We start from the raw sequence: 14,386 nt of genomic DNA, 5'->3' as shown, positions 1-14,386 counted from the left end.
TAATATTTATTTTTTAACGTAGCTAGCTTTTTTAACTTTAGATATTTCAGCTTTTATATCATCTTATTAACTCCTACTAAATAGCTTTAACCACATAGAACGGGCACCTCCTAATTTATTCATTGCCAAGCAAGCAGCAAAAAAAGTATATGAGCAAGTTGAAATCAGTAAAATCCATATAAAGTCTAGTCGGAATTTCTCTAATATCAAAAATACCAATATCATCCCAACGCTAATTAGGAGAGGACGAGGTATTATCCGCGATAAACGTAACGCAAATAACTGACTGTACACAACATATATAAATAAAGTAAAACTAGTGAACGCCATTGCTAATTGCATAAAGGCTGCACCCATTAGTTTATACTGTGAAATCAATATTACTCCTGAAGATAATCCTACAATATTGGTAGCAATAACCTCAATTAGACTCAATTTCTCAAACCCATTAGCTAAAAGTAGATAAATAAATGTACGCGCAAATGGGTATAGAATGAGTGATAAACAACTTACCTTAAGTACTAAATTTACCTGACTAAAATCAGGATTATTATAAACAAATGCTATTAAATCATTTCCAAGAAAAAATATTACAACAATAAAAGGTAATGCAATACATAAAAGCATTTCTATAATGTTTTCGGTAATTGAACGTGATTTCTCCTTTCCTAAACCTACTGCTTTTGTCATACCAGGAAAAGCAGCCATACTTATACTATCTGTAACTAAGAAAAAAGGTAGGGTTAATTGTCCAATCACGCCATAAAGACCAACCATCAATTCACTTCCTAATAGTGAAATAATTAGAATAGCCATTCTGCCACTAAGTATACCTACTGCATCAATAAGCATAAATGTCCAAGCAGACTTAAATAAGTGCCATACAAAATCTTGCCTAATTTCCCATTTTGGCGTAACCGATCTTGTAATTAGAATCCATTCAATTATAAAAACTACGGTTTCGGAAATTGCTAAAATTACTGCTAAATAATTTATTCCATAATTCAGATGCAAAAACCACAGCATTATCAATAAACGTAAAATATAGACTGGCACCGTAGAGATACAAATCAAATTCATCCTCTCTTGAGCCTGGAAAATTGCCTCTGTGATGTTGGAAAGTGAAAACGGAATGATTGTTAATCCCATGATGTAGCAGGTAATTGTAGTGTCCCAACTATAGGGTAGTAAAAACACCACAACGACCTGCGCCACATAAGCAATAATGCTTAAAAGCATCTGCAAGAAAGTGCCACTCACCAGGTAAGCAGGTATTTCTTGTGGATTACGAGACAGTTCTCGCGTAAACAAGGTTTTTAGACCCTGTGAAGCAATGGCCATAAAGATATAGTAGTAGCTGAATGCTAGTAGATATCGCCCTAGATCATACGGTCCTAAAGTACGAGCTATAGATGCAACTAGCACAAAACTTGTAATGCTTTGTACTAAACGATTCACTAACAATGAGAGAGAATTTGTTAATAGTTTTCGTTGTCCCATTGTTTGCAAATTGTAGTTAGTTAAATTTTATGTAGTCTCGATCAATAGCTTTCTTGGCTAATTCCTTAATTTGCTAGCAGTAACCTTAGTAAGCTCCGTCTTTTTCCAAAACCACCATAACTGTTTTGAGTAGAATTTCAAAGTCTAAACCAAGAGACCAATTCTCAATGTAGTTAAGATCAAGATTTATCACTTGCTCAAAATCTAAAATATTTGAGCGACCTGAAACTTGCCAAAGACCTGTAATACCAGGTAAAACCTCATGCCGAATAAAATGATGTTCAGAAAACTTATCTACATCTCTAGTAGGTAATGGACGAGGCCCTACTATGCTCATTTCTCCAAGGATGACGTTAAAAAGTTGGGGTAATTCGTCTAAGCTGTAACGACGGAGAAATTTTCCAATACCGGTAATTCGAGGATCGTCTTTAATTTTAAAGATAATTCCATCTTTAGTCTCATTTAAAGCTTCTAGTTCTTTCTGCAATTTCTCTGCATCAGACCTCATGGTTCGGAATTTCCATACTTTAAACTCTTGACCATGTAAACCTATGCGGGTTTGTCTGTAAAATACTGTGCCAGGAGAATCCAGTTTTATAGCTATAGCTATAGCTACATAAATAGGGAACGATAACATTACAAATAAAGTTGCAAAAAGAAAATCACAACTACGCTTTATCCAAAAATCTTTACCTGTAATGATAGGACAATCCAAATTCAGGCAGGGCATTCCTCCTATTTTACTAAATTCTACATTTCTATAAATTGGTTTTAATTCCATCGGTAAAATATGTACTTGGATACCCGATGCTTGAAATAACCAGCATAAAAACATTCTATTTTTTAGAGCATCCCAAGATATAAAAACCTCTGTTACACCTAATTCATTAAGCTGATTCAATGTTTTTTGACGTTGATATCTATCTAATGAACTAGCATGAGCAGTTCCCGATACAAAATAATGTTTTTCCTTTTTGATAAAGCTAGTAATTTGTTCATTATCTTGAGGATCACAAATAATAAAGACAGAAGAACGAACTATTTTTTTCTGTTTACGCAGATATTCAAGAGTCAGGTTCACAGCATATCTTCCACTACAAATGAAGAATATGCTTAGTAACCAAGAGAATAATATTAATTTCGGACGTGTAATATCAATAACTGGTTTATACAAAGAACAAACTAGGAGTATTAATCCATGAGCAAAAGTTAGCGATTTGACAATATTAAAATAGTCATAGCGTTTTTGACCTTCTCGATAAATCCCTTCTATAGCTAGCGATCCTATTTGAATTCCAATAGTTATTATAATGGGTAAGTAATGACTCGGTATATACCAATTGAATTGATAACCAGCTAAGATCCAAGCTAAGGATAAAAGAGCATAGTCTACTAAAAACAGTGTTGTTAATCTCAACCACCACGAACCCTTACGCACCCTGACTAATGAAGATGCACGTAAATCCAAAGGCACTTCAGTGAATTTATTTGTTGTAATACTTTGATTACTCATAGTTGGCAATACTTGTTGTGTAGTTAAAGGTTTGATGCAAATTTCAAACAAGTGGCAAATCTCAGATTTTTCTTCCTAAGGAGGTTGCCCTTAGAGTCGACTAGTAACCATTCTCTTCGTAGTAACTTTCAGTTCTCGATCAAAAAATTTTCTTGTAGTTGGTTTTAATGCGTTTAATTACCCAAATACTTAGTTTTTATTATAGAGTATAATTTCAGTTTGGTATGGAAATTCTGATGTTTGATGCCAAAAAAAGATTTTTTGTTGATTTCACCAATGCTTGAACATAAATTCTCACATTAATGATTAAGTAGTCTACGTAAGAATATTTGGGATTTTTTAGGTTTATTTACGTAATATATCGTAATAGCAAAACAGTTATATTGCAGAGTGGTACTTCTATTTCTATGTTAAACTCACACTTTTTTGATGTTACTTTTAGAATCTTTAGCTCTACTAACTCATTTGTGCTTACAACTTATCTATTATTACTTACGCATAATTACTGATTAAAAAAACTTACATAAATAACATATAACAAAATGCATTAAAAGTTTGTTTATTGTTACAAAACTTTACATATACTGGATATGGTGGTTAAACTTCATCCGTTTCATGAATGTTTGTAGAGAATTGTCCACAGATCAATGAAAAGAAATCTCAGAGTTTTGATTGCTGAGTCACATAAGCTTGAGGCAGATGCTCTACACGATCCTCCTTCTTGTACTGATTCAAAATATTACTTTTAATACTTAGTTTTCAGCCTCTCTTTGAGATGTTCTGGCATATGCATGTCGCTATACTTACTCAATTCTAATTAATTAAGCAAAAATCATAGCTTTACACTATTTTTATATAAAAAGAAACACAATGAAGATTTAGTAATAATTATTTTTTCCTTCAGCAAAATTTAATGGGAAAGGATAAAGTTTGGTGAATACTGTCTTTAAGCTCAATATTATGAAAAGGAAAAAATATTTTTTAACTAGAGTCAAACCGGAAAGAAATGCTTGTCTCTGGGTATAATTCAACAATTCAATAATAAATATGATATAGTTTTCGATTTTAAAGTTTTAGTGAAATAAGATGTTGTCGAAGAATGCTGTAGCTACTATGGTAGACGTAAATAATTCTAATTGATTACTGAAAACTTTAAATACCAAATTCTTTTTGAAGATGTATATATTATCGTGAGTGGTGGAAGTCCGAAGCCTTCATAGCAGCTGCCTCCTTCTGTGAAAGCTCGCTAGGCGTTGTTCTTGTAGTCCCTCTTTTAGAGATATTGAAGCAGTTAATATTTAGTTTTGCATAGAATTGATCATAGGCAATTATACAATGATTAATACATAAATAAAAAAATCTTAGTTTCCGATTGGAGTTGATATATAGCAAATGGAGATCAATAGCAAAACTTCAGAGTATAAGCAAAATACTCCGTTAAATGCCTTAACTTATACCATAGGCACTCAACTACACGAATGGAAAGACATCCAAGCAGTTCATTATCAGGATCTATGCATCCATCAGATATTTGAGATACAAGTTGAGCGATCGCCCCAAGCAATAGCTGTAGTATGTGAAAATACACAGCTTACTTATCAGCAGTTAAACCAACAGGCAAATCAACTAGCGCACCACCTACGTACTTTAGGCGTTGGGCCTGAAGTACTTGTGGGCATTTGCCTAGAGCGCTCCTTGGAGATGATTGTAGGACTGCTGGGAATCCTCAAAGCTGGAGGAGCTTATGTGCCTTTAGATCCGGCATATCCCTTAGAACGTTTAGCTTTTATCTTGGAAGACACCCAGACACCAGTATTGTTAACCCAAGAAAAATTGGTCAAGAACTTACCACCACATCACGCACAAGTGGTTTGTCTAGACTTAGATTGGCAAGAAAATATTCAAAACAGTCAAAAAAATCCTGTAAATGAGACTACGGCTGATAACCTCATCTACGTAATTTATACATCTGGCTCTACAGGACAGCCCAAGGGTGTAATGATCCCTCACCGTGGGATTTGTAATCAACTCTACTGGAAGCAAACAACTTTTGGATTAACTAACGCAGACAAAGTTTTACTAACTATTTCCTTTAGCTTCGACCCCTCAGTGTGGCAGATATTCTGGCCATTATGCTTTGGAGGGCAATTATTCATGGCTCGCCCTGGTGGACATCAGGATACAGCCTATCTTGTGAAGCTAATTATTGAGCAGCAAATCACTGTCCTGGCCTTAGTACCTTCTATCCTGCGTGTCTTACTGGAAGAGAAGGGAATTGAGAATTGCCAATTCATTAGGCACATTACCTGCGGTGGTGAAGCTTTACCTAGCGAACTTATAGAACGTTTTTTTGCCCAACTGAATTTGGACAATGTTCTACATAACTGTTATGGCCCAACAGAAGCTTCCATTGATACTACTTTCTGGACTTGTCAGCGCGGCACTAATTACGGCATTGCTCCCATTGGCCGTCCGATTACCAATGCAGAGATTCACATCCTTGATGAAAATTTGCAGTCTATGCCTGTTGGTGAATCAGGTGAACTGTACATTGGCGGTATTGGTCTAGCGCGAGGCTATCTTAACCGTCCAGAATTGACCAGAGAGAAGTTCATTTTCGACCCTTTTAGCTCTGAAAGAGGGGCACGACTTTACAAAACTGGGGACTTAGCACGTTATTTGAGCGATGGTAATATCGAGTTTCTTGGTCGTATTGACGACCAAGTAAAAATACGTGGCTTCCGAATTGAATTGGGAGAAATTGAAGTTGTCCTTAGACAACACCCCTTTGTGAAAGAAGCTGTTGTTATCAGCAGAAAAGAAGTTCAGGGTGACAAATGTCTTGTAGCTTATCTGACTTTAAACCTGGAACAGACAGTTAAAGTTGAGCAGCTGCGTCGTTTCTTAAAGCAGAAACTACCTGTTTACATGATGCCTTCAGCTTTTGTCATCTTGAAAGCTTTACCAATGACTCCTAACGGCAAAATAGATCGCCGTTCTCTACCAGAACCGGCTCAAACTAGACAACAAGCAGAAGAAACTTTTGTCCCTCCCAGCGACGAGATGGAACTTCAACTGGCAAGGATTTGGGAAAAACTGCTAGGTATCAAGCCTATTGGCATCAAGGATAACTTCTTTGATTTAGGAGGCAACTCGTTGCTATCCATACACCTATTGGCACAAGTCCAGAAAGTCTTTAAAAAAGATATACCCTTGGCTATTCTTTATCAAAATCCGACTATTGAGCAACTAGCCATAATTATTCGCCAATTAGAGTTTTCACCATCTTTATCGTCTTTAGTACCAATTAAAGCTAATGGTTCTAAACCACCTTTATTTTTATGTCAAGCTTTTAGCTTATATCAGTCTCTAGTTCCTTATTTAGATTCAGAACAACCTGTTTATGCCCTAATATCAGAGGATGGACAGGGAATGCCAATTATATTCAATGGGATAGAGGAACTAGCATCGCACTACATCAATGAAATAAGAACTCTCCAACCTGAAGGCCCTTATCTTTTGGGGGGTCATTCTTTTGGAGGAGTCATAGCATTTGAAATGGCTCAACAATTGTCATCACAAGGTCAGCATATAGCTTTACTAGCTTTGTTTGATTCTTATGTACCAAGTACAATTAAAAAAGTGCCTGTATCCAAGAGCCTATCATACAACTTGAATCAACTTTTAAAAATTGGGCCTGCCTATCTTCTAAAATGTGGCATAGAACGGTTGTCAGAAAAATATGGTAATATTGCTCTGAAAAATAAATTTATTAGAATTAAAAAACTCCAATATTTAGTTAGCCTAGCAGCACACTTAAAACTTGTAAAAGAATATGCAACACAGTATATACCGCAACCTTACTTGGGCCGTATAAATCTTTTCATCGCTAGTGATAGGCGTTTTCAGGATGAGCCTAAATTAGGTTGGACTAAGTTAGTGGGTGGAGAATTGGAGATACATGAAATTCCTGGGGATCACGTTAGTATTTTTCAAGAGCCTAGCATCCAGTTAATAGCTAAAAAATTAGAGCTTTCTATAGATGAGCGCCTGAGTTAACATTAGATAATTAAGTCTTAACTTCTCATTTTGTGGCATGGCTTTTTACCTCTCTCCCACGGGTTAAGAGGTTTTGAAAGTCAATTTTAGTTTTTCTTTGCTTGTATAAAACCATCATCTGTGATCAAATTTAATTAATTAAATACTTACGCGAAACTTACGCGAAAGTTGCAAAAAAGCTTAGTTTGATTTATTCTTCCCCATTTATTTAGTGTTACAAATTTAACAGAGGTAATTTTTGTGGCATTATAAAGCTCGAATGACTTTTGTTATTAGACTTTAAGTTGGTAAGCAATTCAAAATCTACTGATGCTATATAGACGATTTGGGCGCACAGAATTACAGATGCCAGTATTTTCCTGCGGTGGCATGAGATATCAGTTCAAATGGCAAGATGTTCCCAATGATGAGATTCCTGCTGATAGTCAGGCGAATCTGGAAGCGACGATTAGAAGGGCAGTTGAGGTTGGGATAAATCATATTGAAACTGCTCGTGGTTATGGTACTTCCGAAATGCAATTGGGAAGGATATTGCCTCAATTTTCTCGTGAGAAGTTAATTGTTCAAACCAAAATTGGCCCAAAGGCAGATGCGAAAGAATTCCGCGATACGTTTGAACAATCATTAAAAAATCTTCAGCTAGATTATGTCGATCTTTTAGGATTACACGGTATTAACCATATCGACTCATTAGATTACAGCATCCGTCCTGGTGGCTGTTTAGAAGTGGCACAGCAGTTACAAGCTGAGGGAAAAGTTAGATTTATTGGCTTTTCTACACACGGTTCAACAGATATAATTGTGCAGACAATTAATACCAATCTATTTGATTACGTAAACCTGCACTGGTACTACATTAATCAATGGAATTGGGCGGCAATTGAAGCGGCTAAACGCCACGATATGGGGGTTTTTATCATTAGTCCATCTAATAAAGGCGGTTTGTTATATGAACCTCCAGAAAAATTAGTGGATCTTTGCGCCCCCTTGAGTCCAATGGTGTTTAATGATTTGTTTTGTTTGAGTCATCAAGAGGTGCATACTCTGAGTGTGGGAGCAGCAAAACCAGAAGATTTTGATGAACACCTGAAGACTTTAGAGTTAGTAGATCAAGCATCAGAAATTTTGCCACCAATTTTAGCCAGATTGGAGTCAGAAGCGATCGCTACTTTGGGAGAAGATTGGGTAAAATCTTGGGAAAAAAATCTACCAGCCTTTGACCAAACCCCTGGTGAAATCAACATTCGGGTGATTTTGTGGCTGCGGAATCTAGCGATCGCCTACGATATGGTAGAGTATGCCAAAATGCGCTACAACCTCCTTGGTAATGGCGATCACTGGTTTCCTGGTAATAAAGCCGATCGCTTAGACGAATTAAACTTACGCCAATGTCTCGCCCGCAATCCCCACGCTGATAAAATTCCGCAAGTTCTGGAACAAGCGCATCAGATGTTGGCGGGTGAGACAGTTAAGCGTCTATCTAAGACTTGATAAATTGGGAATTGGGAATTGGGAATTGGGCGAGAAATAACTTCTAACTTGTACAGACGCGATTAATCGCGTCTGTGCCGATCGCTAGTTAGATTTTTTCGTTATCTGCTGATTTAGTTGCCTTCGGTACGACTAGCACCTTATCTACACGATTTCCATCCATGTCCATCACTTCAATTCGCATACTTTGCCATTCAAAATGATCTGCGGCGGCAGGAATACTACCTAGATGGGTGATCACAAAACCGCCCAAGGTTTGATAACTGCCGCGTTCTTCCGATTCCCACTGTTCCATACCAAAAAGTTCTAAAAACTCCTCTACAGGTAACATCCCATCCAAAAGCCAGGAACCATCTTCGCGTTGCACCGCTTGGGGTTGATCCTGTCCATCTGTTGAAGGAACATCACCGACAATTTCGCTCATGATGTCGTTGAGAGTGACTAATCCTTGAATTACGCCATATTCATCCACCACTAGCGCCATGTGAGTGATGGTTTGCTTGAACAATTCCAAAACTTTCAAACCACGGGTGCTTTCTGGCACAAAGACGGGCTGTCGCAATCCCACTGTTAAGTCTAGCGGTTCTCCTCGGAAACTCCTGGCTAATAAATCAGTGACAGGGATTACACCCAATACGTTGTCAAGTCCTGACTGACAAACTGGATAGCGAGAATAGGCACTATCAGCCATTTTTTGACGATTTTCTTCGGCAGTGTCTTCTAAGTCTAACCAAACGATATCTGGGCGGGGTGTCATTAAGTAGCTGACGGCGCGATCGCCTAAACGAAAAACTCGCTCCACCATATCCTGTTCGGCTTCCTCAAAGGTTCCCGCCTCAGTGCCTTGCTCAATTAAGATTTTTATTTCTTCTTCGGTGACTTGCGGCTCGGTAGAAGCTGTAATTCCCAGCACTCGTAGAATCAAATCTGTAGAAGCGCTTAAAAGAAAGACTACCGGAGAACCGATCGCAGCCAAGGCTTGCATCGGAATCGCTACAATCGAGGCAATCCTTTCTGGATTATTTAATGCCAGACGCTTCGGTACCAATTCGCCAACAATGAGTGAGAAATAGGTAATCAGCAAAACCACTATTCCGAAGGAGAGCGGTTCACTATAAGGTGCTAACAAGGGGACAAGCTTGACATAAATTGCCAACCGACTGGCAATTGTTGCTCCTCCAAAAGCACCAGTCAGGATACCGATCAGGGAAATACCCACTTGAACGGTTGACAGGAAATGATTTGGAGACTCGGCGAGTTTCAATGCCACCCTTGCCTTGGCATCTCCTTGATTGGCAAGCTGTTGCAGCCTGACTTTCCGGGCTGAGACAATGGCCATCTCAGACATAGAAAACACGCCGTTGGCAATAATTAACACCAAAATGATTAAAATTTCAAAAGTGATGGAGGACATGTTTAAAATTGCCGCTTATCAGAGCGAGTGTAGCTCAATACCTAGTATCTAGTATTAAAGGTGCTTCTATAAATGCTTTGACTGTACATAAAGTAGTAGTTATAGTTCTTAAGTCTATTAGTTGCTGTAGATTATTCTTCCATCCAAAGAATAAGAAGGCTGTCAACACTTTTAAAATAGTTGACATAAACTGCCTCAAAATTTTCTGACTCACAAAGACTCCCACCGCTAGTAGTACTTATGTCATTTTCTTCTATTGTGCGTGCCTTAGCGCGATCGCCTCTGACCACTGAATTTATTTCTAAGTTAAACCGACAACAAGAATTGCGGTTAAATGGCATTTCTCGATTGCCCAAGGGTTTGGTCGCTTCGGCATTGGCACAGGCTCAAGGTAAGGATTTGTTTGTGATTTGCGCCACCCTGGAAGAAGCTGGACGTGTTTATGCACAACTAGAGGCAATGGGATGGCAGACAGTACATTTTTACCCCACTTCCGAGGCTTCTCCCTACGAACCTTTTGACCCGGAAACTGAAATGAGTTGGGGACAAATGCAGGTATTGGCGGATTTACTCAAAAATCAAGAGTCATCAGTCATTAGTCAGTTGTCATTAGAAACAAACCAAGAACAAAGGACAAGTGACATAGACGCTTCTGCGGCTTCCCGCAGGGTAGGACAAATGACAAATTTAGCAATTGTGGCTACTCAAGGGGCGCTGCAACCACATTTACCACCACCAGAGGCTTTTGAGGAATTCTGTCTTACCTTGAAGCGGGGGATGGAATTAGACTTGAATGCCTTCAGTGAGAAAATAACTATTCTGGGGTACGAAAGAGTTCCTTTGGTGGAAACAGAAGGGCAATGGAGTCGGCGGGGTGATATTGTTGATGTGTTTCCAGTTTCATCTGAATTTCCAGTGCGGCTGGAATGGTTTGGCGATGAAATTGAGCAAATGCGGGAATTTGACCCTGCAACACAACGTTCCGCCCTCGAAAAAGTTGGCCAGTTAATTCTTACCCCTACTAGTTTTGCTCCTATTGTGATGGCGGCACTGAAAAAAAGTGATGAGTTAGGAGTTATGAGTTATGAGTTAAATTCTGACTCAGAACTTAGCAGTCAGAATTCATCACTGTTGGAGGGTAGTCGGCGGTTCTTGGGGTTAGCTTTCGAGCAACCGGCATCTCTGCTAAATTATTTATCAGAAAATACCCTGATTGCCATTGATGAACCAGAACAGTGTCATGCTCATAGCGATCGCTGGGTAGAAAATTCTGAGGAACAATGGAGACTGGGGACTAGGGACTGGGGACTAAGGACTGGGGAAGAGTCTAACCAAGTACCGAAAATTCATCGGTCTTTTGATGAGTGTTTGGCTGATATTGCTAAGTTTAAAACACTATATTTATCGGAACTATCTGAAGAAAATAGTGGGGTCAACCTTGCTAGCCGATCGCTGCCAGTCACGCCGCACCAGTTTGCTAAACTCGCTGAAACTATCCGCCAAGAACGCGAGCGCAATTTCTCGATCTGGCTGCTTTCTGCTCAACCTTCGCGTTCCGTCTCGCTGTTGCAAGAACACGATTGTCCGGCTCAGTTTATCCCCAATCCCCGCGACTACCAAGCGATCGATAAGCTGCAAATTAACCATATTCCCATTGCCCTAAAATATTCTGGTCTTGCGGAATTAGAAGGTTTTATCCTGCCGACATACCGAATAGTAATCGTTACAGATCGGGAATTTTTTGGGCAGCATTCCTTGGCAACTCCTGGTTATATTCGCAAGCGCCACAAAGCTACTTCTAAGCAAGTCGATGCCAATAAGTTGCGTCCAGGTGATTATGTAGTTCATAGGAATCATGGTGTTGGCAAATTTGTCAAGCTAGAAAGTTTGACAATTAATAACGAAACCCGTGATTATTTAGCGGTGCAGTATGCTGATGGGTTACTCAGAGTCGCAGCCGATCAAGTAGGGGCTTTATCTCGGTTCCGCGCCGGAGGTGATAAAGCACCAGAACTCAACCGGATGACCGGTAAAGCTTGGGAAAATACCAAGAATAAAGTCCGCAAAGCGATCAAAAAATTGGCGGTGGACTTGTTGAAACTGTATGCAGCGCGATCGCAACAACAAGGTTTTAGCTTTCCAGGTGATATGCCTTGGCAGGAAGAATTGGAAGATTCTTTCCCCTACCAACCCACAACGGATCAACTCAAAGCTGTCCAAGATGTGAAACGCGACATGGAAAGCGATCGCCCAATGGATCGCTTAGTTTGTGGCGATGTCGGTTTCGGAAAGACGGAAGTGGCGATTCGTGCTATTTTCAAAGCAGTCACCGCCGGTAAACAAGTGGCACTCCTTGCGCCAACGACAATTTTAACACAGCAGCATTACCATACACTCAAAGAACGTTTTGCACCCTACCCCGTAAATGTCGGTTTGCTCAACCGTTTTCGTTCGGCTGAAGAACGCCGCGATATTCAAAAGCGATTGGCAACGGGTGAACTAGATGTAGTTGTTGGTACACAGCAACTTTTGGGTAAAGGTGTGATGTTCCGGGATTTAGGACTGTTGGTGGTGGATGAAGAACAACGGTTTGGAGTAAACCAGAAAGAGAAAATTAAAAGCTTGAAAACTCAAGTGGACGTGCTTACCCTCTCCGCCACTCCCATTCCCCGGACTTTGTATATGTCTTTGTCGGGAATTCGAGAAATGAGTTTGATTACCACCCCACCTCCAACTAGACGAGCAATTAAAACCCATCTTTCACCGATAAATTCCGAAAGTATCCGCAGTGCAATTCGTCAAGAATTAGACAGAGGCGGGCAGGTTTTTTATGTAGTTCCACGAGTAGACGGAATTGAGGAGACAACAGCCAATTTACGAGAAGTGATACCGGGAGCTAGATTTGCGATCGCTCACGGTCAAATGGATGAAAGCGAGTTAGAATCAACCATGCTCACTTTCAGTAATGGTGATGCAGACATCCTTGTTTGTACGACAATTATTGAATCTGGCTTAGATATTCCGCGAGTCAACACCATTTTGATTGAAGATGCTCACCGCTTTGGATTGGCACAGTTATATCAATTACGCGGTCGTGTAGGACGTGCAGGTATCCAAGCTCATGCTTGGTTATTTTATCCGAAGCAACGGACATTATCTGATGCGGCTCGGCAACGATTACGAGCGATTCAGGAATTTACTCAGCTAGGTTCTGGATATCAGCTTGCGATGCGCGACATGGAAATCAGGGGTGTGGGTAACTTGCTAGGTGCAGAACAATCCGGTCAAATGGATGCCATTGGTTTCGATTTATACATGGAAATGCTGGAAGAAGCAATTCGGGAAATTCGAGGACAAGAAATTCCGAAAGTGGAGGATACGCAGATTGATCTCAACCTCACGGCATTTATTCCAGCAGACTATATTACCGATTTGGATCAAAAGATGAGTGCATACCGCGCGGTGGCGACAGCTAAATCTAAATCAGAATTAAAGCTAATTGCAGCCGAGTGGAGCGATCGCTATGGTACTTTACCAGTGTCAGCAAATCAACTTCTGCGAGTTATGGAACTCAAACAGCTAGCGAAAAAACTCGGATTTAGCCGGATTAAACCAGAACAAAAGCAGCACGTCGTTTTAGAAACGCCAATGGAAGAACCAGCTTGGAATTTGTTGGCGGCGAATTTACCAGAAAATCTCAAGACGCGGTTTGTGTATTCGCCTGGGAAAGTGACGGTGCGCGGGTTAGGAGTTTTTAAAGCAGATCAACAATTACAGAATTTGATTGATGCTTTTGGGAGAATGCAGGGTGCGATTCCAGAGGCGGTTGGTGTTTGATGATTGGAATCAAACTAAAAGGCTAAAAGAATTATGGTAAACACATTTTAATCTAGAACCCCGGTTTCGGACTTATTTACCGATGTTCTCCTGTCTCGAATTACCTTTAACACCAAGCCTATTGATTTAAAAATGAAGTAAGGTTTGCGATCAATGCTTATACATTTGTTGGAAATGTTTAAACAAAACTTAAAAATGATCCAAAGTTTGCAACAAAAGATTATACATTTGCTGTAAATGCTTAAATAAAACTTATGTATGATCTAACGGTTGCAACAAAAAATTATACATTTGCTGTAAATACTTAAACAAAACTTATGTATAATACAAGGTTTGTAACAAGAGATTATACATTTGCTGTAAATACTTAAACAAAACTTATGTATAATCCAACGGTTGCAACAAAAAATTATACATTTGTTGGAAATGCTTAAACAAAACTTATGTATCGGCAATAAACGAAGCAAGCACCATACAGGTAAGCTGTTCCACATCTAATCTGCATAAAATATAAATTAGATAAGCTCGTGTATTTACTGCTATGCCAGCCAAAGGATGCCTAACTCAATCGC

Annotated in this window: 6 protein-coding genes; 3 read left to right on the top strand and 3 right to left on the bottom strand. The window is 39.3% G+C overall.

Annotated features, from left to right (window positions below):
- Positions 1–66 precede the first annotated feature (66 nt).
- Positions 67–1,500, bottom strand: a complete 1,434-nt coding sequence (locus V7K38_RS14025; RefSeq protein WP_334858618.1) for an oligosaccharide flippase family protein — start codon at positions 1,498–1,500, stop codon at positions 67–69.
- Positions 1,501–1,585: 85 nt separating this feature from the next.
- A complete protein-coding gene (locus V7K38_RS14020; protein ID WP_334858616.1) occupies positions 1,586–3,013 on the bottom strand; it encodes a sugar transferase in 1,428 nt (475 codons plus the stop codon).
- A gap of 1,392 nt (positions 3,014–4,405) precedes the next feature.
- Between V7K38_RS14020 and V7K38_RS14015 the strand changes: the two genes are divergently transcribed.
- Positions 4,406–7,072 carry a non-ribosomal peptide synthetase gene (locus tag V7K38_RS14015; protein WP_334858614.1) on the top strand — a complete coding sequence of 889 codons (2,667 nt, stop codon included), beginning with the start codon at positions 4,406–4,408 and terminating at the stop codon, positions 7,070–7,072.
- Positions 7,073–7,381: 309 nt separating this feature from the next.
- Positions 7,382–8,563, top strand: a complete 1,182-nt coding sequence (locus V7K38_RS14010; protein ID WP_334858612.1) for an aldo/keto reductase — start codon at positions 7,382–7,384, stop codon at positions 8,561–8,563.
- Positions 8,564–8,651: 88 nt separating this feature from the next.
- Here V7K38_RS14010 and V7K38_RS14005 read toward each other — a convergent pair whose 3' ends face one another.
- Positions 8,652–9,977: a hemolysin family protein gene (locus tag V7K38_RS14005; protein WP_334858611.1), complete on the bottom strand. Its 1,326-nt coding sequence runs from the start codon at positions 9,975–9,977 to the stop codon at positions 8,652–8,654.
- 240 nt (positions 9,978–10,217) lie between these two features.
- On the opposite strand from V7K38_RS14005, the gene mfd reads away from it, so the two are divergent.
- Positions 10,218–13,814 carry a transcription-repair coupling factor gene (gene mfd, locus V7K38_RS14000; RefSeq protein ID WP_334858608.1) on the top strand — a complete coding sequence of 1,199 codons (3,597 nt, stop codon included), beginning with the start codon at positions 10,218–10,220 and terminating at the stop codon, positions 13,812–13,814.
- The last annotated feature ends 572 nt before the right edge of the window (positions 13,815–14,386 follow it).

It is taken from the genome of Nostoc sp., from assembly GCF_036917465.1.
Classification (GTDB): Bacteria; Cyanobacteriota; Cyanobacteriia; order Cyanobacteriales; family Nostocaceae; genus Nostoc.
This window is presented reverse-complemented; position numbering and strand designations above follow the sequence as displayed.